The organism is Stenotrophomonas sp. WED208 (genome assembly GCF_040984485.1).
GTDB lineage: Bacteria > Pseudomonadota > Gammaproteobacteria > Xanthomonadales > Xanthomonadaceae > Stenotrophomonas > Stenotrophomonas riyadhensis.
The window spans coordinates 1,470,761-1,494,147 of record NZ_JAZARB010000001.1 but is presented as its reverse complement, the minus strand read 5'-3'; the positions used below and the strand labels follow the sequence as shown (position 1 = coordinate 1,494,147).

Genomic DNA, 23,387 nt, shown 5'->3' with positions numbered 1-23,387 from the left:
CAGCCACAGCCCCATGACCCTGCGCCTGCACAACAACCTGACTCGCCAGCTCGAACCGTTCACCCCGCTCGACCCGGCCTGTCCGACCCTGTATGTGTGCGGCCCGACGGTCTACAACTACGTGCACATCGGCAACGCCCGTGGCCCAGTGGTGTTCGGGGTGCTGGCCGACCTGCTGCGGCGCCGTTTCGGCGCGCTGCGCTACGCGCGCAACATCACCGACGTGGACGACAAGATCAACAACGCCGCGCGTGAGCAGGGCGTGCCGATCAGCACCATCACCGACAGGTTCGCCGCCGCCTACCGTGAAGACATGGCCGCGCTGGGCGTGGTGCCGCCGGACATCGAGCCGGAAGTGACCGCGCACATTCCGCAGATCATCACCATGATCGAGCAGCTGATCGCCAATGGTCATGCCTACGCCGCCGAAGGCCACGTGCTGTTCGCGGTGGCCAGCTTCGAAGGCTACGGCAAGCTCTCGCGCCGCGACCCGGAAGAGATGCTGGCCGGCGCCCGCGTCGACGTGGCCCCGTACAAGCGCGACCCGGGCGATTTCGTGCTGTGGAAGCCGTCCAGCGACGACCTCCCTGGCTGGGCGTCTCCCTGGGGCCGTGGCCGCCCGGGCTGGCACATCGAGTGCTCGGCGATGGCCGCCGCCCACCTGGGCGAGACCATCGACATCCATGCCGGCGGCGTCGACCTGCAGTTCCCGCACCACGAGAACGAGCTTGCGCAGAGCGAGTGCGCCCACGGCGGCAAGATCTTCGCCCGCTTCTGGCTGCACAACGGCATGCTCAACTTCGGCGGCGCCAAGATGAGCAAGTCGCTGGGCAACATCGAACGCGTGCACGACCTGGTCCGCCAGCACCCGCCGGAAGCGCTGCGCCTGGCCCTGCTGTCGGCCCACTACCGGCAGCCGCTGGACTGGTCCGATGGCCTCATCGAGCAGTCGGTGCGCACCCTGGACCGCCTGTACGGCACGCTGCGCGAGCTGGCGTCGGTCGAGGCCGTCGTGGCGATCCCGGCCACGGTCGAGGCGACCCTGGATGACGACCTGAACACCCCGCAGGCACTGGCCGAAGTGGCCCGCATCGCCGCAGATGCACGCCGGGCCACCGACCCGGCCGAACAGGCGCGCCTGAAGGGCGAGCTGCTCGGTGCCGGCCTGGCCCTGGGCCTGCTGCAGGCCGATCCGGCGCAGTGGTTCGGCACCGCGGCCAGCGATGACGGCGAAGATGCCCGCATCCAGGGCCTGATCGACGAGCGTGCCGCCGCCAAGCAGGCGCGCGATTTCGCCCGTTCCGACGCCATCCGCGACCAGCTGGCGGCCGAGGGCATCGTGCTGGAAGACACCCCGCAGGGCGTGCGCTGGTCGCGCAAGCGCGGCTGACCACCCTGCCCCGTGGCCGGTCCGCCGGCCACGCTCCACTGTAGAGACTGTTGTGACTGACTCCCCGTTCCCGCTTGAACCCACCGCCGCCGAGGCCCAGACCGCCATCGCCGAGGAATTCGGCTTCTTCGGCGACTGGTCCGAGCGCTACCAGTACCTGATCGACCTCGGCCGCAAGCTGCCCGCCTTCCCGGACGAATGGAAGACCGAGGAGCACCGCCTGCTCGGCTGCCAGTCGATGGTCTGGATCGTGCCGGAAGGCAATGCGCAGTCGCTGCGCTTCCACGCCATCAGTGATTCGGCCATCGTTTCCGGCCTGATCTTCCTGGCCCTGCGCGTGTACTCCGGGCGCTCGGCGCAGGAGATCCTGGATACCGAGCCCAGCTACATCCAGGACATCGGCCTGGCCCGCCACCTCTCGCCCACCCGCAGCAACGGCGTGGCGGCGATGCTGGCCTTCATCCGCGAGACCGCGCAGGCCCAGCTGCAGCGCGACCCGTCGTGAGCGAACCCGCCACGGCCGAAGACACTGCGCTGGGGCTGCTGTCCCGGCCCGGTTTTGCCAAGCTGCTGGCCTACCGCATCTTCGCGATGCTGTCCTACCAGGTGGTCGCGGTCACCGTCGGCTGGCACATCTACGAAGTCACCCGCAATCCGTTCTCGCTGGGCCTGGTTGGCCTGGCCGAGGTACTGCCGTTCTTCTGCGTGGCGCCGTTCGCTGGTTATCTGGTCGACCACCTGCCACGCCGCCGGCTCGGCATGGTCGCCTGCTCCGGGTTGATCGCCACCGCGCTGGTGTTGACCGGCGTGGCCAAGGGCTGGCTGCCGTTCGAAGGCGTGTGGCCGATCTATGCGGCCATTGCGCTGACCGGCATGGTCCGCGCCTTCCTGTCGCCAATCTACAACGCACTGTTCGCCCGCGTGCTGGCCCGTGACCAGTTCGCACGTGGCGCTGGCCTCGGCGCCGTGGTGTTCCAGGCCGGCATGGTGGCCGGTCCGGCATTGGGCGGCGTGCTGGTCGGCTTCGGCGGCAAGGGCCTGTCCTACGCGGTGGCCACGGGCTTCGCGCTGGTGGCGATGGCCTGCCTGGCCACGCTTAAGGTGGAAGAACCGGTGCATACCGGCCCGGCCGCCCCGATCTTCAAGAGCATCGCTGAAGGCGCGCGCTTCGTGGTCGGCAACCGGATCATGGTCGGGGCGATGGCGCTGGACATGTTCTCGGTGCTGCTGGGCGGCGTGGTGGCGATGCTGCCGGCGTTCCTGCACGAGATCCTGCACCACGGCCCGGAAGGCCTGGGCATCCTGCGCGCAATGCCGGCGCTGGGCTCGGTCTGCGTTGGCCTGTGGCTGGCGCGCCACCCGCTGCACCGCAATGCCGGCCGCGTGCTGCTGTTCGCGGTGGCCGGCTTCGGCCTGTGCGTGATCGGCTTCGGGCTGTCGCAGCACTTCTGGCTGTCCGCGCTGATCCTGCTGTTCTACGGGGCCTTCGACGGCGTCTCGGTGGTGATCCGCTCGACCATCCTGCAGCTGGCCACGCCGGAAGAAATGCGCGGCCGGGTGTCGTCGATCAACGGCATCTTCATCAGTTCGTCCAACGAACTGGGCGCGTTCTATGCCGGCACGATGGCGAAGCTGCTCGGCCTGGTGCCGGCGGTGGTGCTGGGCGGGTTCGCAGTGCTGAGCGTGGCCGGGATCACCGCGTGGAAGAACCCGACGCTGCGGAAGCTGAATCTTCGCGACCTGCAGTGAGCCTGTAGAGCCGAGCCCATGCTCGGCTGCGTATTTCCGTGCGCCCACGCGCCGATAGCGCCAGGCCATGCCCGGCGGGCTCTTTCCGTGACCGCGGTGGGGTGTCACTTTTCTTTTCACGCGAAAAGAAAAGTAACCAAAAGAAACGCGCCGCCATCCGCGAGCCGGCGCTGCGCGCCGGTACCCTGCGGTGCTCGGCTCGCTACAAGGCGGACCCAACAGCCGCGAGCGCACGCATGACCGCCCTTGGTAGAGCCAAGCCATGCTTGGCTGCTTTTGCTTTTGCTCTTCCTTGCCCTCCGCCTTCGCCCCGAGCCGGGCATGAGCTCGGCTTTACAGCAACCGCGCACGCAGGAAACCGTAGAGAGCCTGCGGGTGGGGGCGGGCAGGACCGTCCGCGGCATGGATGCCGCGGCCGAGCTTACAGGGATGTACTTGCAGCGTGTCCTGCCCGGCCCCGCCCGCAGGCTCCCTCCTATACCTGGAAGGCGCCGTTCTACCCAGCCAACCACACCCAACAAAAAACCCGGCCTCGGCCGGGTTTTTCGCATGACCAGACAACGATCAGGAATCAGTCGCCCTGCTGCTTCTGCAGGTGCTCCCAACGCTCCTGGGCGTCGATGGTGCGCTCGGCGGTCAGGCGCGCTTCCAGGCGCTCCAGGCCGATTTCTTCGCCGGTGTCGACGCAGTAACCGTAGTCGCCGGCTTCCAGGCGCTTCAGGGTGCTGTCGATCTTGCCGATCAGCTTGCGGTAGCGGTCACGGGTACGCAGTTCCAGCGAGTTCTCGGTCTCGCGGGTCGCACGCTCGGCTTCGTCGCCGATGTCACGCACTTCCTCGCGCAGGTTCTCGATGGTCTGCTTGGACTCTTCAACCAGGTCCGCACGCCAGTTCTGCAGGCGCTGACGGAAATATTCCTGCTGCAGCGGGCTCATGTATTCCTCTTCCGAGGACGGCTTGTAGCCAGCCGGCAGGATCGGGCGGCCGGTGGCCTCGTCGGTCTTGTATTCGACCACCTTGTACTTGCTGCGCGGGGCCGGTGCCGCCGAGCGGGCGGCGACGGCCACGGCAACCTTGCCGACAGGGCGCGACACGGTCTTCGGGGCGGAATCGGATTTCACGGCGGTTTTGGCAGGCGATTTCGAAACGGGCACGGGATTCTTGGATTGCGGGGCCTTCGAAGCAGCAGGAGCGGCGGCCGGGGCCGGCTTGGGGGCCGGTTGGGCTGCTGCCACTGCCACGGTCTTGGCCGGGACAGGCTTGGCCGGAGCCGGCTTGGGGGCAGGCTTCGGTGCGGACTTCACTACGGGGGCCGGGGTCGGCTTTGCGGCCGGCGCGGCAACATTCTTGGTGACTTTCTTTACAGCGGCAGGCGTGGCCGCCGGTTTAGCCGCAGCAACCTTCTTCGCTGCAGGCTTGGCAACCGGCTTGACCGCAGCCTTCTTCACCACCGCCTTCGGCGCCGGCTTGGCTGCTGCCTTCTTCGCTACCGGCTTGGCGGCGGCCTTCTTCACCGGCGCGGCCTTGCTGGCAGCCTTCTTCACCACCGGCGCCTTCTTGCTGGCAACGGCAGGTTTGGCCTTGGCCGGCGCGGCGGCCTTCTTCGCCACCGGCTTGGTTGCCTTGACCGGCGTTTTCTTTGCGGTGGCCTTCCTGGCCGCCGGTTGCGAGGATGCTGCCTTGGTCGCCGGCTTGCTGGCCGGTTTCCTGGCAACGGGCTTTGCCGCCAACTTCTTCACAACAGGCTTGGCGGTTTTCTTGGCGGCCGTTGCGGCCTTCTTTGCAGTTTTTTTAGCAGCCACGAAACGCTCTTCCTTGGATTCCCCGGGGCCCGGGAAAGCGGGCCTTTATAGCCTACCCGACCCGCAGCAGCAACCTCGGCACCCTGCTCCATTCAGTCCTGGAGTCAAGGCGCCCAAGGGGCAGTCCGACGAACACGGACCGCCTTGCGCGGTACGGAACCTGGCCAGCACCCGAAGGTACTGGTACCGGTCGCAGGCCATCGGCGACATGCGACCAACGGCCCATCCTGCACAAATGCGGCCTTCATGCCAACTGGCATAAGATGACTGGGTGATCTCGCGCCTGCTCATTGCCCTGCTGCGCTTCTACAAGCGCTTCATCAGCCCCTTGCTGGGGCCACGCTGCCGTTTCGTGCCGAGCTGTTCTGAATACGCGATGGACGCCATCTCGCGGCACGGCCCGCTGCGCGGCAGCTGGCTGGCTGCGCGCCGGCTGGGCCGCTGCCATCCGTTCCATCCTGGCGGCTTCGACCCCGTGCCCGAGTCTCCCAACGCCCCCTCTTGCCGTTGCACAGGAAAACACTGACATGTCCTCCACCCTCATCACCAACGCCCGCATGGTCAACGAAGGCCGCACCTTCGACGGCGACCTGCGCATCGAGAACGGCCGCATCGCGCAGATCGGCAGTGGGCTGGCGCCGCGCGACGGCGAACAGGTGGTGGACGCAGCCGGGCGCTGGCTGCTGCCCGGCATGATCGACGACCAGGTGCACTTCCGCGAGCCGGGCCTGACCCACAAGGGCGACATCGCCAGCGAATCGGCGGCGGCCGTGGCCGGTGGCCTGACCAGCTTCATGGACATGCCCAACACCAACCCGCCGACGCTGGATTCGACCATCCTCGAAGCGAAGTACGAACTGGCGCGCGGTCGCGCCTGGGCCAACTATGGCTTCTACCACGGCGCCAGCAATGACAATCTGGACGCCATCCGTGCGCTGGACCCGAAGAAGGCGCCCGGCGTGAAGGTGTTCATGGGTGCTTCGACCGGCAACATGCTGGTCGACAACCCGGAAACGCTGGACGCGATCTTCCGCGAATGCCCGACGCCGATCATCACGCACTGCGAAGACACGCCGATGATCGATGCCAACCTGAAGGCCTTCCAGGAGAAATATGGCGACGCGCTGACCCCGGACATGCATCCGGACATCCGTTCGCGCGAGGCCTGCATCAAGTCGACCCGCCTGGCGATGTCGCTGGCGCGCAAACACGGCACCCGCCTGCATGTGCTGCACATCTCCACCGCCGATGAGCTGGCGCTGTTCGAGAAGGGTCCGCTGATCCGCGCCGACGGCAGCCGCAAGCAGATCACCGCCGAAACCTGCGTGCACTTCCTGCATTTCGCGCGCCCGGACTATGCGACCAAGGGCAACCTGATCAAGTGCAACCCGGCGATCAAGGAAGTGTCCGACCGCGAAGCGATCACCGCTGCGCTGGCCGACGACGTGCTGGACGTACTGGCCACCGACCACGCGCCGCACACCTGGGAAGAGAAGCAGAAGCCGTACGCGCAGGCACCGTCGGGCCTGCCGCTGGTGCAGTACGCGCTGGTGGCCGCGCTGGAACGCGTGCACGAAGGCAAGCTGACCCGCGAGCAGGTGGTGCAGAAGTTCGCCCACGCCCCGGCGCAGCTGTTCGACGTGGAAGAACGCGGCTTCCTGCGTGAGGGCTACTTCGCCGACCTGGTGCTGGTCGAGGACGTGCCGTTCACCGTCAAGCGCGAGGACGTGCTGTCCAAGTGCGGCTGGTCGCCGTTCGAAGGCACCACCTTCCGTTCGCGCATCGCCTCCACCTGGGTCAACGGCCAGCAGGTGTGGGACGGCAGCAAGCTGGTGGGCGAGCCCGCCGGCCAGCGCATGACCTACGACCGCTGATGCGTCCGGCACTGATGATCGGGGCGCTGCTGCTGGCCGCGCCCCTGTTTTCCGCCCCCTCGGCGCAGGCACAGGATGGCATCGGCAGCCTGATCGACAGCCGCGTGGTGTTTCCGGCCAGCGCGTCGCAGGGCGCGCTGGTGATCGGCAAGGTGCCCGCCGGCAGCCGCGTGCAGTACGCCGGCCGCCAGCTGCGGGTGAGCGGCTATGGCAGCGTGGTGTTCGGCATCGGCCGCGACGAGAAGGGTCCGCTGCGCGTGCAGGTGCAACGCCCTGATGGTGGCAGCGAGACCGCGACCATTGCGGTGACCCCGCGTGACTGGCCCACCGAGCGGGTCAACGGCGTGCCGCCGAAGACGGTCAACCCGCCGCCGGCGATTGCCGAGCGGATCAAGCGCGAACAAGCACAGGTGACCGCCGCGCGTGCCCGCGATGACGACCGTACCGACTTCACCCAGACCTTCATCTGGCCGGTGCAGGGCCGCATCAGCGGCCGCTTTGGCAACGCACGCGTGTACAACGGACAGCCCGGTGCCGGTCATTCCGGCATGGACATCGCGGTACCGACCGGCACGCCAGTGAAGGCGCCGGCCGCAGGCATCGTCACCTTCGCCGGCCCCGACCTGTACCTGACCGGCGGCACCCTGCTGCTCGACCACGGTTTCGGGGTCAGCTCCAACTTCCTGCACCTGTCGCGCATCGACGTGAAGGTCGGCGACCGTGTGGAACAAGGCCAGGTGATCGCTGCGGTCGGCGCCACCGGCCGTGCCACCGGCCCGCACCTGCACTGGGGCATGAACTGGTTCGATACCCGAATCGATCCGCTGCTGGTGCTGGAACGCAAATAACGGTCGTGCCGGCCGCTGGCCGGCAACCCCATGATCTTCGCGGCGAATCTGGATGCTGGCCAGCGGCCGGCGCTACCGTGATGTTTCGACGCATGGAAACAAGGAACGTTGCATGCCCGCTACGGGTGATATCCACGTCGTCCACAACGCACGCCTGGGCGCCTACGTGGCCTACCAGCTCACCCACCAGAATACGGAGGACGGCAGCTTCGCCATCCTGGCACTGGACTGGGTGGGCAGTGCCCTGCCGGATGCCGCCGCCATTGCAGCCATGCAACCTGCCCGCTTCAGCCCGTTCCGTGCGGCGCCAGGAATCCTGCACCGCTGGGTGGGCAAGCGCGTCCCACGCGATTTCCGGCAGGTGGGCTGGCGCGAGCCGCTGATCGCCGATCGTCCGAGGACTTATGGCAGCTGGCCCGATGGCGCCGAATGGATCGGGCAACGCAAGTGGGATGCGCTGGATGCCGATGCTGTGCGCGCATTCCACGCCGCGATGTCCGTGCCGCAAGACCAGAGCGTGGTACTGGAAAGCGATGCCTTTCCGGTGCGTCGCTGCACCCGCCAACTGGACAGCGCGACCCTGAACCGTGCGCCGTCACTGTCTGTATTCGATGCCCTGCCGCTGCTCACCCAGCTGGAGATCAGCACACCGGTGCCGGGCCTGCTGCCGTGGCTGCGTACACGGCCGTTGATCCATACCTTGCAGATCAGTGGCCAGCAGGAGACTGAGGTCGATGTGCGAGGAACCAGGCTCCTGCAGATGACGATCGATGTCACCGGCCTGCGCTCGCTCCACCTCAACCCGCAGCTGGATCGCCTGACGCTGATCGGCAGCATCGATCCCGCGCTGATCATCCACGCCGAGGACGAGGGCCGCTGGCTGACCCTCATCAGCACCGATCCGCTGCTGCCAGACCTGGGCCTGGCGCAGCTCGGTGAGCTGCAGCTGCGGGAGGTACGCGAACTCGACGCCGCACGCATCGCCCAGCAGTTCCCGCAACTGCAATCGCTCGCGATCAACGGCGCCCCCTGCCTGCTGCATCAGCTGCAGTGCCTCGGCGATCTGCAGCAGCTGCATACCCTCAGCGGCAGCGATCTCTTTCCGCCTGCTGGTTCGGTGTTTCCGGCACCGGAATGCTGGCCGCGCTTGTGCCGGCTGTGGCTGCACAGCCTACCGGCCGACCTTGGCACCGCCATCAGGAAGGCCTACAAGGGCGAGGCAGCAAGAGGCCTGGATCTGGACGTGGGACAACTGCGCAAGGCCGAATGGCTGGCCGCCAACCTGGACAACCCGTTCCGCGACTGGGACGGCAGCGCGCACATCAGCGCCGCGCAGGCAGGCAAGGCGGCGGCGCTCTATCGCAAGGCGTACACCGAGGCGCTGAAGGTGACGACGGCTGACGCCGGCACAACCGAATTGACCACGGCGCTGGCACAGATCGGCCGCCAGTACACCGAAGGCTTCAACGCACTGGATCGCCGCAGCGGCTTCATCGAAACCGAGGAACGCGAGCAGATCTACATGGCGTGGATGGGCATCATCGATGCCGTGGAAGCGAAGCGCACACTGGGCACGATGCCGCTGCAGCGCGACGTACTGCGCGAAGCAATGAACGAGGTCAGGACGTTCTGAGGCGCCCTGGAAGGGTAGCGCCGGCCGCTGGCCGGCAACCCCATCAATCCTGCATCGCCCGGGCTGCCGGCCAATGGCCGGCACTACCACGGCAATCAATCAGCCGCGCGCAGCCCACCACACACGCAGCAGCGTGCGTACCGGCGTGGCTTCGATCGGCTTGCCTGCCGCCTGCGCGGCCACACGGGCACGCGCCAGGCTGGACCACACGCGGCGCGGGCGCGGGCCGGGCACGCGGCTGCCCCAGCCCTTCAACAGATGCTGCGCCCAGCGCTGTGCGGCCGTGCTGGCATCACCGTCCAGCAGGCTGCGCGGCACACCGGCTACGCCGGCATCCTGCAGGCGCTGGGCCAGGGTCTGCAGCTGCACCGCACGGCCGGCGCCGGTGCGCGGCTTGTCAGCGAACAGGGCGGCCTCCACCGCAGCCACGGCTTCAGCGTAATGGGCCAGCGCGCGCTCGGCGCCGGCCGCATCCAGCGCGACCGTGCGCGCTTCAACCAGATCCGGAAGTGCTTCGGCCAGCTGCGCCCACGGCGCACGCACCGGCTCCAGCAGGCGGCCCAGCGGATGGCGCGAACGATGCGCGGCCCAGCTGCGCAGCTCCTCGCCCCACCATGCCAGCTTGGCGTCGGCCGGCAACGGGTCGCCGCTTGTGTTGAGCATGTCGTCGAATTCCTGCAGCAGCGCGAACCACGCCACCGCAAGCTCGCGTTGCGATTCGGCCACGAACGGGGCGGCCACCGACCATTCCGGCCAACGGCTGCGCCACTTGTCGAGGAAACTGTCCAGCGCGGTACTGCTCACTACGTGATTCCTTACGGCTGGGCCGGGGCTGCCGGCCGGGTCGGCCAGAGACTGGCCAGTTGCAGAAGTTCGGCGTTCTCGACCAGCACGTCGGCCTGCCAGGCCAGCGGATCGTCGCTGTGCAGGCGGTAGCCCCACAGCGCCGCCACCGACGGCATGGCGGCGGCACGTGCCGCGATGATGTCGCGCTCGTCGTCGCCCACGTACACACAGTCTTCGGCGGCGATGCCGATCGCCTGTGCGGCGTGCAGCAGCGGCAGCGGATGCGGCTTGCGTTCGGCCAGGCTGTCACCACCGACCAGCACCGCACAGCGCTGCTGCCAGCCGTGCTGCGGCAGGATCAAGCGCGCCAGGTATTCAGGCTTGTTGGTGACAATGCCCCACACTGTACCGGCGTCGTCCAACGCGGCGAGCATGCCGGCCACGCCATCGAACAGCATCGCGTGCTGGCCGATCAGTGCTTCGTAGCGCTGCAGGAATTCCGGGATCAGCGCGTCACGTGCGGCTACGTCCAGTTCCGGGAACGCAGCCGAGACCATCGCCCGCGAGCCCTTCGACACCACCGGGCGCAGCGCGGCCGGATCGATGGGTGCGCGGCCGCGCTCGGCCAGCATCGCGTCGCAGGTGGCGACGAAGTCCGGTGCACTGTCCAGCAGCGTGCCATCCAGATCGAACAGCACCGCACGCGGGAAGCGGGCCGCGGTCATGCCGGCTTGACCGCGTAGGTCAGGTAGTTGATGTCGGTACGGCTGCTCAGGCGCGCATGGTTGCGCCACGGCTCGTAGGCCATGCCACTGACATCCACCAGTTGCATGTCGGCCTCGCGCAGCCAGCGCGCCAGCTCGGCCGGCTTGATGAATTCCTGGTAGTGGTGCGTGCCCTTGGGCAGCAGCCGCGCCACGTACTCGGCGCCGACGATCGCCACCGCGAAGGCGGCGGCGGTGCGGTTGATGGTCGACAGGAACAGGTGACCGCCCGGCTTCAGCAGGCGCTTGCAGGCCTCGATGATCGCGCCCGGATCGGGCACGTGTTCGAGCATTTCCATGCAGGTGACCACATCGAAGCTGCCCGGCTGCTCGGCGGCCAGATCTTCGGCAGCCTGCACCCGGTAATCGACCTTGGCGCCGCTTTCCAGCGCATGCAGGCGCGCGACCTTGACCAGTTCCGGGGCCAGGTCGATGGCGGTGACGTCAGCCCCGGCCTGCGCCAGTGCTTCACTCAACAGGCCACCACCACAACCGATGTCGAGCACGCGCGCACCGCGCAGCGGCACGCGATCGGCCACGTACTGCAGGCGCACCGGGTTCAGCGCATGCAGCGGCTTCTGCGGGCCGTCAGCGTCCCACCAGCGGTTGGCCAGTGCGGCGAACTTGTCCAGCTCGGCCTGATCGAAATTGGAGGAAGCGTGGGGGGCAGTCATGAGGGAGTCCTTGCGGCGCCGGGGTTCAGGCGCGGATATGACGGATGCGCTCGCGCCACTGGCGCGCGTTGGCGATGATGCCCGGCAGATCCATGCCGACCAGCTCGCGCTGCACCAGCTTCGGCTTGCCGGCAATCCAGACGTCGCTGACCTGCTGGCGGCCGGTGGCATACACCAGCTGCGACAGCACGTTGTGCAGCGGCTGGGTTTCCAGCGCGGACAGGTCGACGCAGACCAGGTCGGCCTGCTTGCCGACTTCGATGGAACCGATGCGGTCGCCGAAGCCCAGTGCGCGGGCGCCACCCAGGGTGGAGGCGCGCAGCGTGGTCGCCGCGTCGAGCGCGGTCGCATCGTCGGCCACGGCCTTGGCCAGGATCGCCGCGGTGCGGTTCTCGCTGAACATGTCCAGGTCGTTGTTGCTGGCGCAGCCATCGGTGCCGATCGCCAGGTTCACGCCGGCGCGCTGCAGGGCGCAGGCCGGGCAGAAACCGGAGGCCAGCTTCAGGTTCGATTCCGGGCAATGCACCACGCTGACGCCACGTTCGGCGCACAGGTGGATTTCCGCATCGGTCAGCTGGGTCATGTGCACCGCGATCAGGCGGTCGTTGACCAGGCCGAGCCGATCCAGCCGCGCCAGCGGGCGCTGGCCGTGCAGCTTGATCGAATCGTTGATCTCCTGCGCGGTCTCGTGGGTGTGCAGGTGCACCTGCATGTCGAGCTGGTCGGACAGCATCCGCACCCGCTCGAAGTTGGCATCGTTGACCGTGTACGGCGCATGCGGCGCGAACGCGGTGCCGATCAGCGGATCGGTGCGCCACTGGTCGTGCAGTTCACCGGCCTTGGCGAAGTATTCGTCGTCGGTCTTGGCCCAGGCGGTGGGGAAATCGATGATGACCGCGCCCACCAGTGCGCGGAAACCGTGCTTCTTGTAGACCGCGGCCTGCACGTCGCCGAAGAAGTAGTTCTCGTTGGCACAGGTGGTACCGCCGCGCAGCATCTCGGCGATGGCCAGGGTGGTGCCGTCGGCAACGAATTCGGGGCCGATCACCGCCGCTTCCACCGGCCAGATGTGCTGCTGCAGCCAGGTCATCAGCGGCAGGTCGTCGGCGACGCCACGCAGCAGCGTCATCGGGTTGTGCGTGTGCGCGTTGACCAGGCCCGGCATCAGCGCAGCCTCGGGGCGACTGACCACCTGGGTGGCACGGAACCGCGCACGCGCCTCGGCACGCGGCAGGATGGCCACGATTTCACTGCCACGCACGGCAACGGCATGGTCTTCCAGCACCACCGCATGCGGCTCGATCGGAACGACATAACCGGCTTCGATGAGCAGGTCGCAGGCTTCGGGGAGGTGCGGGCTATCGCTCATGCGGGCTCACTGGCTGGGGGTGGCGAGATACTTCTGGGGGACACGCCCCTGAGTCAGGGGCTGCCGCGAAGCGGCGGGGTCTGGAGACTCGTGAAGCGGGGCCCATGATCTGCCGAAGCAGATCATGGGAGCGCCAGCGCGAATGCGATGGCGCGTACCCGGCCAGCGGCCGGCACTACAGTAGGGTCGGCCTACGGCCGGAGCCTTATTTGACGCGTGCGGAGTATTCGCCCGAACGGGTGTCGACGCGGATCACTTCGTCCTGGTTCACGAACAGCGGCACGCGGACCACCGCACCGGTTTCCAGGGTGGCCGGCTTGCCGCCGCCGCCCGAGGTGTCGCCACGGACGCCCGGATCGGTTTCGGTGATCTTCAGTTCAACGAAGTTCGGCGGCTGCACGAAGATCGGCTCACCGTTCCACAGGGTGACCACGCAGGACTCTTCGCCCTTCAGCCACTTCTCGGCGCCGCCCATGCCGGCCTTGGTGGCCTGGACCTGCTCGAAGGATTCCGGGTCCATGAAGTGCCAGTACTCGCCGTCGCTGTACATGAAGTTCATGTCGGTATCGACGACGTCGGCTGCATCCAGCGAGTCGGTCGACTTCATGGTGACTTCCTGGGTACGGCCGTCCTTGATCAGGCGGTACTTCACGCGGGTGAAGGCCTGGCCCTTGCCCGGCTTGACGTATTCGGTGTCGATGATGACGGCCGGTTGGTTGTTGACCAGGATCTTCATCCCGTTCTTGACGTCGTTCATGCCGTAGCTGGCCATGCGTAAACTCCTGAGTGGCAAAAACGCCGCGGGTGCGGCGAGCCGTTAGAATGGAAAGCCCACCGGATGCCGGTGGGCGACTGTTTTTCTGCCCCCATGATAACCGCAGGCCCCCTCTCCATGCAGCTTTCCGCCTTCCCACGGCCCCAGTCGCCAGGTGCGCCCGCGCGCTGGCAGCAGCTCTGGCGCCAGGCGCTGCGTGACCCGCACGCCCTGCTGGCCCGGCTGCAGCTGGACCCGGCCGCGCTGGGCGTCTCGGAGGCGGCCATGGCCCAGTTCGCGCTGCGCGTGCCCGAGGGCTTCGTGGCGCGCATGCGCGTGGGCGATGCGGCCGACCCGCTGCTGCGCCAGGTGCTGCCGGTCGACGAGGAAATGCGTCCGGCACCCGGGTTCAGCTTCGATGCGGTGGGCGATGGCGCGGCCAAGAAGGCCACCGGGGTCATCCAGAAATACCGCGGTCGCGCCCTGCTGGTCGCCACCGGCAGCTGCGCGATCAACTGCCGCTACTGCTTCCGCCGCCACTTCGACTATGGCGCGGAAAACGCCGCCAAGGGCGGCTGGCAGGAGGCCGTAGCCGCCATCGCCGCTGACCCGGACATTGACGAAGTGATCCTGTCCGGCGGTGACCCGCTGTCACTGGCCACGCACAAGCTGGTGGAGCTGACCGACGCCCTGCGCGCGATTCCGCATCTCCGCCGCCTGCGCATCCATACCCGGCTGCCGATCGTGCTGCCGGAGCGCGTGGACGAGGAGCTGCTGGCCTGGCTGGGCAGCCTGCCGTGGCCGCTGGCGATCGTGGTCCATGCCAACCATGCCAACGAATTTGACACCAGCGTGGACGCGGCAATGGGCCGCCTGCGCGGCGTCGGCGCCCAGCTGCTGAATCAGGCCGTCCTGCTGCGCGGGGTCAACGACAGCGTGCAGGCCCTGCAGGACCTGAGCGAGCGCAGCTTCGCCGCCGGCGTGCTGCCCTACTACTTGCACCAGCTGGACCGGGTCGAGGGCGTGGCCCACTTCGAAGTGGACGACAGCCAGGCCAAGGCGCTGATTGCCGGCCTGACCGCGCGCCTGTCCGGCTATCTGATCCCGAAGCTGGTGCGCGAACTGCCCGGCGACCCGAGCAAGCGCCCGGTGTAACAAAAAAGGGGACGGAGGGAATTAAGTCGCAAATGCACAAGCGACTTAATTCCCTCCGTCCCCCTTTTTTGCCGGCTACAGACCCGACTCGATCATCCGTACCACTTCAGTGGCGGTCACCGGATGGCTCAGCCAATAGCCCTGGCCCAGATCGCAACCGCGCTGCGCCAGCAGCTCGAACTGCGCCTGCTGTTCGATGCCTTCGGCCACCACCGTGATGCCCAGCGCATGGGCCATTGCGATGATCGCCGTGGTCAGGGCCAGGTCGTCGGGGTCACGCTGCATGTCGGCCACGAAGCTCTTGTCGATCTTCACACCATCCACCGGCACCTGGCGCAGGTGGCTGAGCCCGGAGAAGCCGGTACCGAAATCGTCCAGCCACACCTTCACGCCGGTGCGGTGCAGCTTGTCCAGCAGCTGCGCGGCAACCATCTCGTCGCCGATCACGGCGGTTTCGGTCAGTTCCAGGTGCAGGCGCGACGCCGGCAGCCCGGACTCATGCAGGCATTGTGCGACCAGTGCCGGCAGTTCGCCGCCACGCAGCTGCCGCGGTGACACGTTGACCGACACGAACAGATCATCGCCGGCCGCCCCACGTGGCCACTGCGCGGCCTCCATGCAGGCCGCACGCAGCACCTTCGGGCCGATGATCTCGATCAGCCCGCTCTGCTCGGCCACTTCGATGAACACCGACGGCGGAATCGTGCCCAGGGTGGGGTGCTGCCAGCGCAACAGCACTTCGACGCCGATCATGCGGCGGTCACGCATGCGGAAGATCGGTTGGTAGGCAAGACGCAGCTCGCCACGCTCCCAGGCCCCGCGCAGCTCCTGTTCCATGTGCACGCGGCGCTCGACCGCATGGTCCATCGCCCGGCTGTAGTAGCGGTAGCAGTTCTTGCCGGCCATCTTCGCCTGGTACATGGCGATGTCGCCGTTCTTCAGCAGCGTGGTCGCATCGGCAGCATCGTCCGGGAACAGGGTCACGCCGATCGAGGTGCCAAGGAACAGTTCCCGGCCCTGCACCACCAGCGGCTTGCCCAGCTCGCGTACCAGCACCTCGGCCAGCAGCCGTGCGTTGGCCGCCACGTCGCCATCTCCGACCAGGATCACGAACTCGTCGCCGCCGAAACGCGCCAGCAGGGCCTCGTCGCCCCCGGCCTCGGTGACCGCGCGCCCGATACGCTGGGCGAACTGCAGCAACGCCTCATCGCCGGCTTCATGGCCGAGGGTATCGTTGACCCGCTTGAAGTCGTCGATGTCGGCAAACAGCAGGCCCAACCGATGATTGGACGCGCGTGCGGCCATCAACCGGTGGTCAAGGGCCTCGCGGAACGCCAGTCGATTGGTCAACCCAGTCAATGCATCGGTATAGGCCATGCGCCGGACCTCGCGGTCGTGGCGGGCGATCGCATCGCGCATGCGGGCGAAGCCGCGCACCAGTTCGCCCACCTCGTCATCGCGCGTGTTCTCGGCCAGCGGCGCCTGGTAGTCACCGGCTTCGATGCGCCGTGCGGCCGCGGCCAGGTCACGGATCGGTGCGACCAGGGTGCGCTGCACATACAGGATCACGGCCACACCGATCACCACCAGCAGACCCAGCATCAGCAGCAGCCAGCCCAGGTGGCGGCTGCCGGCCTGCTGCAGGCGTTCGCCCAGGGTCGCGTTGGCTGCCTGCTCGCGCTGCTGGACCTCATCCAGCGCCATGCCGACGCGGACGCCGCCAATGCGCTGGTTGCCGATCATGATCGGCATCGCGTTGTCGAGCACCTTCGGTGATTCCTGCACCACCAGCGCCTGTGCAGCGGCGGCCCTGGGGGCCAGCGGATCGGCCATGGGCTGGCCGAAACCGGATACCTCGATCGAGCCGTCATGCACCAGCCGGCCACGTTCGTCGAACACCAGCACATAACGCACTACCGGCTGTCGCGCGGTGCCGCGTACCAGCGCACCGACCTGGTCCAGATCGCGGTAGTACAGGGGATTGGCCAGCGAATCGGACAACTCGCGCGCCATCGCTTCGCCACGGCTGCGCACGCTGCGGTCGAACAGTTCATGGATGACACCACCACTGAGGCTGCGCACCTCACCCTGCATGGCCGTCTGGCGCCCCAGCAGCACCGCCAGGATCGCCACCACCACCACCATTGCTCCGCCCATCGCCAGCAGGAACCGGGCCTGCATCCCCGAGCCGAGCCACTTCATTCCACTTCCATCCGCACGCGCGTCAATCCTTGTTTCAATTCATCCAACCGCTGCTGCGCATGCGCATCGACGCGGTGGAAACCGGAAGTGCCAAAAAAACGATGCAACGCTCCCTGCGCCTGTGGATCACTGGCCGCCTGCAGCAGCACTTCCTGCAGGCGATCACGCACCCGCGGCTCGAGGTCGGCGCGGACCATCTCCACCGCACGCGGGTAGGGTTCGGTGCGCAGCAGCTCACGGAAGTCGCGGCGGAACGCAGCCGGCACCCGCCGCTCGTCATTCCAGTCCACGCTGCTCACCGCCCCCACATCGACCACGCCCTTGTGCACGAAGGTCGCGATGTTCAGCTCGCTGCGCGCAAACACATAGCCCACGCTGTCCCGCCCTGGCATGTCCCAGGTACCCGCCAGGATCTGCGGCGACAACCCTTGCTGCAGCAGGGTCATCACCGGCACCAGGTAGGCGCTGGTGGACGCCGTGTTCTGCAGCGCCAGGCGGTGCCCGCGCAGATCCTGCACGCGCTGGATCGGGCTGTCGCTGCGCACGAAGAACACCGTCTGGTACTCGCGCACGCCATTGCGCTCGGTCAGCAGCAGGGGCCGTGCGCCACTGCGCTGGCCCAGCGCCACCGCCGTGCCCGACGTTTCCGTGACCCAGTCGACCCGCCCCCGCCGCAGATAGCTGGCCATCTGCTGTGGATCACGTGCCATCAGGATCCTCCCCTCCTTGATGCCAACGTCGTGCATGCGCGCCACCACGTAGTCCAGCAATGGCTGCAGCTGCTCGTAGTGCGCCTTGGGATCATCGCTGATCCGGCCCAGCACCAGCACCGGGTCCGGTGCTGCACGCACCGTCCCGGCCAGCAGGACCATGGCCAGGCTCAGCAGTCCCCCCTGCATTGCCTTTCGCAGACCCGACACAGGCATCATCCCCCCTGGGTATCCGGACAGACTACCCGAAAAAATGAGAACGTCGTCAGCTGTCCTTGTTGCCCGCCTGGGCCAGCCGCGCCATGCGCTGGGTGTCGGCAAGGATGCCGCGCAGCAGGCGCACTTCCTGCTCGCTGGGCTCGCTGCGCAGGAACAGGCGGCGCAGCTTGCGCATCGCCGACTCCGGGGCGCGGCCCTTGTGGAAATCGATCTCGTCCAGCGTGTCGCCAAGCTGGGCGAAGAAGCTCTCCATCTGCTCGTGGCTGGCCGCCTGCTCGCGGAAGCCCGGTTCGGCGTCGGCCGCAGGCTGCGCACCCAGCAGCTGCATGCGCGTTTCATAGGCCAGCACCTGCACCGCGGCAGCCAGGTTGAGCGAGCTGAACTCCGGGTCGGACGGGATGTGCACCGCTGCATGGCAGAGCTGCAGTTCCTCGTTGGTCAGGCCGGTGCGCTCACGGCCGAACACCAGCGCCACCTCGGCGCCCTCGCCGGCCTTGGCCACCGCACGGGCAGCGGCATCGGCCGGCAGGTACTCCTCCAGCTGGACGCGGCGGGCACGGGCGGTGCAGCCCAGCACCAGACGGCAGTCAGCCACGGCCTCGGCCAGGGTGGCCACCACCGGGGCGTCCCCCAGCACGTCTTCGGCACCGGCCGAGCGGCGGAAGGCCTCCTCGTCCAGCGGCTTTTCGGGGGCAACCAGCACCAGGCGGGCCAGGCCCATGGTCTTCAGGGCGCGGGCGGCAGCGCCCATGTTGCCGGGGTGCTGGGTACCGACCAGGACGAATCGGAGGCGGGTGGCGGCAGGAAACTGGGACATGAACAGGGAAAAGGTCGAGCTGGACGATGACCAATGGTAAACTGTGCGGCCGGCCACTGCGCCGGACCCGCTCTTTTCCCCCGCCAGTCCATCTCTTCTGCCTTTCCGGGAGCCCACGCCATGCAGAAACCCGCCGTAACCGTCATGGTCAAGGCCGCCCGCCTCGCCGGCAACGTCCTGTTGCGCAACATCAACAAGCTCGAGGCACTGAACGTGGTGCAGAAGGGCCGGATGGACTACGCCAGCGAAGTGGATGCGGACGCGGAAAAGGTCATCGTCAAGGAACTCAAGCGCGCTTACCCGGACTACGGCATCTTCGGCGAAGAAGGTGGCGTGCAGGGCGAACGCCGCCAGATGTGGGTCATCGACCCCCTGGACGGCACCAGCAACTACCTGCGCGGCGTGCCGCATTACTGCGTGTCGATCGCCCTGGTCGAGAATGGCGAGCCGACCGATGCGGTCATCTTCGACCCGCTGCGCAATGAACTGTTCACTGCCAGCCGTGGCGCCGGCGCCGTTCTGAACGACCGCCGCATCCGCGTGGCCGACCGCAAGGATCTGGAAGGCACGATGATCCACACCGGCTTCGCCCCGCGCGAACGCAGCCGCGCCAGCGCTCAGCTGAAGTCGGTCGACACCCTGCTGGTCCAGGCCGAGGACATCCGCCGCACCGGTTCGGCCGCGCTGGACCTGGCCTACGTGGCCTGTGGCCGCGCTGATGCCTACTTCGAAGCCGGCGTGAAGGCATGGGACATTGCTGCCGGCCTGCTGCTGGTCCGCGAGGCGGGCGGCAAGGTCTGCGACTTCAAGGGCGCGACCCTGGGCCGCATGGACAACCGTGGCCCGGAGACCCACCAGATCGTGGCCGGCAACCTGAAGGTGGCCGAGTCGCTGCAGAAGGTGCTGGTGAACACTGGCTACGCGGCGGAGTTCGACGCGAAGTTCTGAGGTTCCGTGTAAAGCGGTTCATGGAGACGGCACCTGCGAAGGTGCCGTTTTCGTTTGTGCGCCGACGCATGGGTAGCGCCGGGCGATGCCCGGAGATCATTTCCGCGACCGCGGAGGCGTGTCACTTTCTTTGCACGAGCAAAGAAAGTGACACCTCTCCGCAGGCGCGGAAACGATCCGCCGGGCACGACCCGGCATCCGCAATGCATCCCGCAAACAAAAACGCCCGGCACGAGGCCAGGCGTTCCTGCACAACCGTGGAAGTACGGAGGCTTACGCCGCCGTCGACGCCCGCAGCGCGGCGATGCGCTCTTCCAGCGGCGGGTGGCTCATGAACAGCTTCTTCGCCGTCGAACCGGCAATACCGAACGCCGCGATCTGGGTCGGCAGCGTGCTCTGGCCGTGGTTGAGCTGCAGGCGCTCCAGCGCGGCGATCATTTTCTGGCGGCCGGCCAGCGAGGCACCGCCGGCGTCGGCGCGGAACTCGCGGTGGCGCGAGAACCACATCGAGATCATCGTTGCGAACAGGCCGAACACCATCTCCAGCACGAACACGATGATGTAGTACGCAAAGCCGCGGCCGCCGCCTTCGCGGTTGCCCGACAGTGCGCTGTCGATGATGCCGCCGACCACGCGGGCCAGCACGATCACGAAGGTGTTCAGCACACCCTGCAGCAGGGCCATGGTGATCATGTCACCGTTGGCGACGTGGGCGATTTCATGGCCCAGCACTGCTTCGGCCTCGTCTTCACTCATGTTGTGCAGCAGGCCGGTGGACACCGCCACCAGCGCATTGTTGCGGTTGGCACCGGTGGCGAAGGCATTGATCTCCGGGCCTTCATACACGGCCACTTCGGGCATGCCGATACCGGCCGCCTTGGCCTGGCGCTCGACAGTAGCCAGCAGCCAGCGCTCGGTCTGGTTGCGCGGCTCGGTGATCACCACCGCACCGGTGGAGCGCTTGGCCATCCACTTGGACAGCAGCAGCGAGATGAAGGAGCCACCGAAACCGAAGATGCCGGCCATGATCAGCAGGCCGCTCATCTTGCTGGGGTCGGTTCCCAACAGCGACATCACGATGCTGGCCAGGATCAGCACGGCAAAGTTCGTGGCCAGGAAGAGGGCAATACGGGTGAACATGGGAAATTCCGGCTCGGAAGGGGTCGATATCGATCAATTTGCGGTGCGGTCAGCTTGAATTCAAGCGCCAACCTGACCGACGATTCAGCCAGCATGACCTCCCCCATTCCCTGCGGCCGCTTCGCCCCTTCGCCGACCGGCCTGCTCCACCCCGGATCCCTGCTCGCCGCCTTCGGCAGCTGGCTGCTTGCCCGTCATCATGGCGGCCTGTGGCGGCTGCGCATCGAAGACGTCGACCCGCCGCGCACCGTGCCCGGTGCGGCGGAATCACAGCTGCAGGCGCTGGCCGCGTTCGGCCTGGTCCACGATGGCCCGGTACTCTGGCAGAGCACGCGCGGCGAGGCCTACCAGGCCGCGCTGGATGAACTGCTCGCCAGCGACCAGGCCTTTGTCTGCCACTGCAGCCGCAGCGACCTTGCCGCCGGCGGCGGCATCCATCATCGCTGCGTCGCCCGGCAACCACGACCGGACCCGGCCGTCCGCTTCCGCGTGCCGCCCGGCAGCCTTGTGCACTTCGACGATGGCCTGCGCGGCCCGCAGCAGCAGGACGTGCATGCCGAGGTCGGCGACTTCGTGCTGCGCCGCGCCGATGGCTGCTGGGCCTACCAGCTGGCGGTAGTGGTCGATGACGCCGCGCAGGGGGTGACCGAAGTGGTGCGCGGTGCCGACCTGCTCGACTCCACCGCGCGGCAGATCCTGCTACAACAGGCATTGGGCCTGGCGGTGCCGCGCTACTGGCACCTGCCGCTGCTGCTGGATGCGCCGGGCCACAAACTGTCCAAGTCACTGGCGGCGCTGCCGGTGGACAGCGCACGCCCGCTGCCGGTACTTCGCCAGCTCTGGCAGCTGCTCGGCCAAGCCCCTGAGGCGCTGGCGCAGGCACGCGATCTGGACGCGCTGCTGGCCGCCGCTCGACAGGCCTTCGACCCGGCGCGGCTGCCGCGTGCCGACATCCTGTTGCCCGCCGGCGCACTTTCCGCGCCGATGTTGCAGAATCCCCCTTCCCCCACCTGATACCCGGACAGCATTCCATGACATCTCGCGTCGCACTGGTCACCGGCGGAACCGGCGGCATCGGTACCGCCATCTGCCAACGCCTGGCCGACCAGGGCCACCGGGTCGCCACCAACTACCGCGACGAGGCCAAGGCCCGCGCCTGGCAGCAGGCGATGACCGAACGCGGCTACAGCGTGTCGATCTTCCCGGGCGATGTCTCCGATCCGGACAGCGCCGAAGCGCTGGTGCGCGCCGTCGAGGCCGAACTGGGTCCGGTCGAGATCCTGGTCAACAACGCCGGCATCACCCGCGATACCACCTTCCACCGCATGCGCGCGGACCAGTGGCACGATGTGATCAACACCAATCTCAATTCGGTGTTCAACGTCACCCGTCCGGTCATCGAGGGCATGCGCCGCCGCGGCTGGGGCCGGGTCATCCAGATCAGCTCGATCAACGGCCTGAAGGGCCAGTACGGCCAGGCCAACTACGCGGCGGCCAAGGCCGGCATGCACGGCTTCACCATCTCGCTGGCCCGCGAGAACGCCGGCTTCGGCATCACCGTCAACACCATTTCGCCCGGCTACGTCGCTACCGACATGGTGATGGCGGTGCCGGAGGAGGTGCGTGCCAAGATCATCGCCGACATCCCCACCGGACGCCTCGGCAAGCCGGAAGAAATCGCGTACGGCGTCTCGTTCCTGGTCGCCGACGAAGCCTCGTGGATCACCGGTAGCAACCTGGACATCAACGGCGGCCACCATATGGGTTGGTAGGCCGCGCAGCGGGCCCTCGCGGCGAACGCCGCCGGCCCCTGCCGATGGTCATGCTGCGCAACACGCAACCCCTTGTTGCGCAACATGATCGCCGCCGAAAGCCAAGCCTGGCGGGGGCTGAGGCGGTTGCAACGGCTGCTGCACTGCGCCATGCTGCGCGTCTACTGTGACGAGTACCGCTTCATGGCTGCGACCCGCATCATCAAGAAGTATCCGAACCGCCGTCTCTACGACACCGAGATCTCCAGCTACATCACCATCGAGGACGTGCGCCAGCTGATCCTGGACGGTGAAGACTTCGAAGTCCGCGACGCCAAGAGCGGCGACGACCTCACGCGATCGGTCCTGCTGCAGATCATCGCCGACCAGGAACAGGACGGCGAACCGATGCTGTCCACCCAGCTGCTGAGCCAGCTGATCCGCTTCTACGGCGACTCCCTGCAGGGCTTCATGGGCAATTACCTGGAGCGCAGCATGCAGGTCTTCCTCGACCAGCAGCAGCAGTTCCGCCAGCAGATGGGCAACCTGCTGGGCCAGACGCCGTGGGCGATGATGAACCAGCTGACCGAGCGCAACCTGGAGCTGTGGCAGGAATTCCAGCGCAACATGGGCACTGGCTTCGGTGGCCCGCGTCCAGGCGGCACCGGAACCGGAACCGGCGCAGGTACCGGCAACAAGCCGAACGAACCGGGCACCGGCACCGGCGGCAAGACCCGCCGCTGAGCTGCTGCAACGGCTGATACGAAAACGGCGCGCCCCTGGCGCGCCGTTTTGTTTGGTCT

The 23,387-nt window shown here is 67.4% G+C and carries 22 protein-coding genes; 12 read left to right on the top strand and 10 right to left on the bottom strand.

All coding sequences use genetic code 11. From position 1 onward, the window contains the following. Window positions 1–13 precede the first annotated feature (13 nt). From cysS to VPH47_RS06565, 3 genes are read left to right on the top strand one after another with little or no spacing between them, the layout of a single operon-like run. On the top strand, window positions 14–1,390 hold the full coding sequence (gene cysS, locus VPH47_RS06575; RefSeq protein ID WP_110712921.1) for a cysteine--tRNA ligase: 1,377 nt from the start codon (window positions 14–16) through the stop codon (window positions 1,388–1,390). 52 nt (window positions 1,391–1,442) lie between these two features. Continuing rightward, window positions 1,443–1,895, top strand: coding sequence for a SufE family protein (locus tag VPH47_RS06570; protein ID WP_005410372.1), 453 nt, complete (start codon window positions 1,443–1,445; stop codon window positions 1,893–1,895). Then, a complete protein-coding gene (locus tag VPH47_RS06565) occupies window positions 1,892–3,139 on the top strand; it encodes an MFS transporter (RefSeq protein WP_049401154.1) in 1,248 nt (415 codons plus the stop codon). Before VPH47_RS06570 ends, VPH47_RS06565 begins: the two co-directional genes overlap by 4 nt. Before the next feature lie 571 nt (window positions 3,140–3,710). On the opposite strand, the gene dksA is transcribed toward VPH47_RS06565, so the two are convergent. Further along, window positions 3,711–4,940: an RNA polymerase-binding protein DksA gene (gene dksA / locus VPH47_RS06560; protein ID WP_110712923.1), complete on the bottom strand. Its 1,230-nt coding sequence runs from the start codon at window positions 4,938–4,940 to the stop codon at window positions 3,711–3,713. A 271-nt stretch (window positions 4,941–5,211) separates the two neighbouring features. Here dksA and yidD point away from each other — a divergent pair, with 271 nt between their 5' ends. From yidD to VPH47_RS06540, 4 genes are all read left to right on the top strand, one after another. Continuing rightward, the gene (yidD, locus tag VPH47_RS06555; protein ID WP_014037867.1) at window positions 5,212–5,466 is read left to right on the top strand and encodes a membrane protein insertion efficiency factor YidD; all 255 of its coding nucleotides are present in this window, start codon (window positions 5,212–5,214) and stop codon (window positions 5,464–5,466) included. A gap of 1 nt (window position 5,467) precedes the next feature. Further along, complete coding sequence (locus tag VPH47_RS06550) at window positions 5,468–6,814, top strand: dihydroorotase (RefSeq protein ID WP_049442773.1); 1,347 nt, start codon at window positions 5,468–5,470, stop codon at window positions 6,812–6,814. Beyond that, a complete protein-coding gene (locus VPH47_RS06545) occupies window positions 6,814–7,662 on the top strand; it encodes a M23 family metallopeptidase (RefSeq protein WP_008267322.1) in 849 nt (282 codons plus the stop codon). Before VPH47_RS06550 ends, VPH47_RS06545 begins: the two co-directional genes overlap by 1 nt. Window positions 7,663–7,774: 112 nt before the next feature. After that, the gene (locus tag VPH47_RS06540) at window positions 7,775–9,295 is read left to right on the top strand and encodes a hypothetical protein (RefSeq protein ID WP_368850355.1); all 1,521 of its coding nucleotides are present in this window, start codon (window positions 7,775–7,777) and stop codon (window positions 9,293–9,295) included. A gap of 99 nt (window positions 9,296–9,394) precedes the next feature. On the opposite strand, the gene VPH47_RS06535 is transcribed toward VPH47_RS06540, so the two are convergent. The 5 genes from VPH47_RS06535 to efp form a co-directional block, all read right to left on the bottom strand. Next, window positions 9,395–10,099 (bottom strand): squalene/phytoene synthase family protein, encoded by a 705-nt coding sequence (locus VPH47_RS06535; RefSeq protein ID WP_071229708.1) that lies wholly within the window; start codon window positions 10,097–10,099, stop codon window positions 9,395–9,397. 11 nt (window positions 10,100–10,110) lie between these two features. Continuing rightward, a complete protein-coding gene (locus VPH47_RS06530; RefSeq protein ID WP_368850354.1) occupies window positions 10,111–10,806 on the bottom strand; it encodes a phosphoglycolate phosphatase in 696 nt (231 codons plus the stop codon). Further along, window positions 10,803–11,519, bottom strand: a complete 717-nt coding sequence (gene ubiG, locus VPH47_RS06525) for a bifunctional 2-polyprenyl-6-hydroxyphenol methylase/3-demethylubiquinol 3-O-methyltransferase UbiG (RefSeq protein ID WP_368850353.1) — start codon at window positions 11,517–11,519, stop codon at window positions 10,803–10,805. The genes VPH47_RS06530 and ubiG overlap by 4 nt, the downstream gene beginning before the upstream one ends. 25 nt (window positions 11,520–11,544) lie before the next feature. Beyond that, window positions 11,545–12,888, bottom strand: a complete 1,344-nt coding sequence (locus tag VPH47_RS06520) for a TRZ/ATZ family hydrolase (protein ID WP_014037873.1) — start codon at window positions 12,886–12,888, stop codon at window positions 11,545–11,547. Window positions 12,889–13,093: 205 nt separating this feature from the next. Then, window positions 13,094–13,660, bottom strand: a complete 567-nt coding sequence (gene efp, locus VPH47_RS06515) for an elongation factor P (protein ID WP_005410381.1) — start codon at window positions 13,658–13,660, stop codon at window positions 13,094–13,096. Between the two features lie 120 nt (window positions 13,661–13,780). On the opposite strand from efp, the gene epmB reads away from it, so the two are divergent. After that, window positions 13,781–14,797 (top strand): EF-P beta-lysylation protein EpmB, encoded by a 1,017-nt coding sequence (gene epmB, locus VPH47_RS06510; RefSeq protein ID WP_368850352.1) that lies wholly within the window; start codon window positions 13,781–13,783, stop codon window positions 14,795–14,797. A 75-nt stretch (window positions 14,798–14,872) separates the two neighbouring features. On the opposite strand, the gene VPH47_RS06505 is transcribed toward epmB, so the two are convergent. The 3 genes from VPH47_RS06505 to VPH47_RS06495 are packed head-to-tail and all read right to left on the bottom strand — an operon-like array spanning window position 14,873 to window position 18,745. Continuing rightward, the gene (locus VPH47_RS06505) at window positions 14,873–16,999 is read right to left on the bottom strand and encodes a bifunctional diguanylate cyclase/phosphodiesterase (protein WP_110712930.1); all 2,127 of its coding nucleotides are present in this window, start codon (window positions 16,997–16,999) and stop codon (window positions 14,873–14,875) included. Continuing rightward, window positions 16,996–17,928, bottom strand: coding sequence for a phosphate/phosphite/phosphonate ABC transporter substrate-binding protein (locus VPH47_RS06500; RefSeq protein WP_110712931.1), 933 nt, complete (start codon window positions 17,926–17,928; stop codon window positions 16,996–16,998). The genes VPH47_RS06505 and VPH47_RS06500 overlap by 4 nt, the downstream gene beginning before the upstream one ends. Window positions 17,929–17,974: 46 nt before the next feature. After that, entirely contained in the window at window positions 17,975–18,745 is a 771-nt protein-coding gene (locus VPH47_RS06495) for an RNA methyltransferase (protein ID WP_010486603.1), read from the bottom strand. Window positions 18,746–18,865: 120 nt separating this feature from the next. On the opposite strand from VPH47_RS06495, the gene VPH47_RS06490 reads away from it, so the two are divergent. Continuing rightward, entirely contained in the window at window positions 18,866–19,693 is an 828-nt protein-coding gene (locus tag VPH47_RS06490) for an inositol monophosphatase family protein (protein WP_005410386.1), read from the top strand. A gap of 273 nt (window positions 19,694–19,966) precedes the next feature. On the opposite strand, the gene htpX is transcribed toward VPH47_RS06490, so the two are convergent. Further along, window positions 19,967–20,833, bottom strand: a complete 867-nt coding sequence (gene htpX / locus VPH47_RS06485; protein WP_180855208.1) for a protease HtpX — start codon at window positions 20,831–20,833, stop codon at window positions 19,967–19,969. A 93-nt stretch (window positions 20,834–20,926) separates the two neighbouring features. On the opposite strand from htpX, the gene gluQRS reads away from it, so the two are divergent. The 3 genes from gluQRS (at window position 20,927) to phaR (ending at window position 23,328) form a co-directional block, all read left to right on the top strand. Then, complete coding sequence (gene gluQRS / locus VPH47_RS06480; RefSeq protein ID WP_368850351.1) at window positions 20,927–21,847, top strand: tRNA glutamyl-Q(34) synthetase GluQRS; 921 nt, start codon at window positions 20,927–20,929, stop codon at window positions 21,845–21,847. A 17-nt stretch (window positions 21,848–21,864) separates the two neighbouring features. Continuing rightward, window positions 21,865–22,605, top strand: coding sequence for an acetoacetyl-CoA reductase (phbB, locus tag VPH47_RS06475; RefSeq protein WP_049423910.1), 741 nt, complete (start codon window positions 21,865–21,867; stop codon window positions 22,603–22,605). A 183-nt stretch (window positions 22,606–22,788) separates the two neighbouring features. Next, complete coding sequence (gene phaR / locus VPH47_RS06470) at window positions 22,789–23,328, top strand: polyhydroxyalkanoate synthesis repressor PhaR (protein WP_032130258.1); 540 nt, start codon at window positions 22,789–22,791, stop codon at window positions 23,326–23,328. Window positions 23,329–23,387: the final 59 nt, after the last annotated feature.

What these genes read in the sequence shown, in the direction of transcription:
- cysS (WP_110712921.1), top strand. Translation starts at nt 14, where the DNA reads ATGACCCTGCGCCTGCACAACAACCTGACTCGCCAGCTCGAACCGTTC.
- VPH47_RS06550 (WP_049442773.1), top strand. Translation starts at nt 5,468, where the DNA reads ATGTCCTCCACCCTCATCACCAACGCCCGCATGGTCAACGAAGGCCGC.
- VPH47_RS06545 (WP_008267322.1), top strand. Translation starts at nt 6,814, where the DNA reads ATGCGTCCGGCACTGATGATCGGGGCGCTGCTGCTGGCCGCGCCCCTG.
- VPH47_RS06540 (WP_368850355.1), top strand. Translation starts at nt 7,775, where the DNA reads ATGCCCGCTACGGGTGATATCCACGTCGTCCACAACGCACGCCTGGGC.
- VPH47_RS06530 (WP_368850354.1), bottom strand. Translation starts at nt 10,806, where the DNA reads ATGACCGCGGCCCGCTTCCCGCGTGCGGTGCTGTTCGATCTGGATGGC.
- ubiG (WP_368850353.1), bottom strand. Translation starts at nt 11,519, where the DNA reads ATGACTGCCCCCCACGCTTCCTCCAATTTCGATCAGGCCGAGCTGGAC.
- VPH47_RS06520 (WP_014037873.1), bottom strand. Translation starts at nt 12,888, where the DNA reads ATGAGCGATAGCCCGCACCTCCCCGAAGCCTGCGACCTGCTCATCGAA.
- efp (WP_005410381.1), bottom strand. Translation starts at nt 13,660, where the DNA reads ATGGCCAGCTACGGCATGAACGACGTCAAGAACGGGATGAAGATCCTG.
- epmB (WP_368850352.1), top strand. Translation starts at nt 13,781, where the DNA reads ATGCAGCTTTCCGCCTTCCCACGGCCCCAGTCGCCAGGTGCGCCCGCG.
- VPH47_RS06505 (WP_110712930.1), bottom strand. Translation starts at nt 16,999, where the DNA reads ATGAAGTGGCTCGGCTCGGGGATGCAGGCCCGGTTCCTGCTGGCGATG.
- VPH47_RS06500 (WP_110712931.1), bottom strand. Translation starts at nt 17,928, where the DNA reads ATGATGCCTGTGTCGGGTCTGCGAAAGGCAATGCAGGGGGGACTGCTG.
- VPH47_RS06495 (WP_010486603.1), bottom strand. Translation starts at nt 18,745, where the DNA reads ATGTCCCAGTTTCCTGCCGCCACCCGCCTCCGATTCGTCCTGGTCGGT.
- VPH47_RS06490 (WP_005410386.1), top strand. Translation starts at nt 18,866, where the DNA reads ATGCAGAAACCCGCCGTAACCGTCATGGTCAAGGCCGCCCGCCTCGCC.
- htpX (WP_180855208.1), bottom strand. Translation starts at nt 20,833, where the DNA reads ATGTTCACCCGTATTGCCCTCTTCCTGGCCACGAACTTTGCCGTGCTG.
- gluQRS (WP_368850351.1), top strand. Translation starts at nt 20,927, where the DNA reads ATGACCTCCCCCATTCCCTGCGGCCGCTTCGCCCCTTCGCCGACCGGC.
- phbB (WP_049423910.1), top strand. Translation starts at nt 21,865, where the DNA reads ATGACATCTCGCGTCGCACTGGTCACCGGCGGAACCGGCGGCATCGGT.
- phaR (WP_032130258.1), top strand. Translation starts at nt 22,789, where the DNA reads ATGGCTGCGACCCGCATCATCAAGAAGTATCCGAACCGCCGTCTCTAC.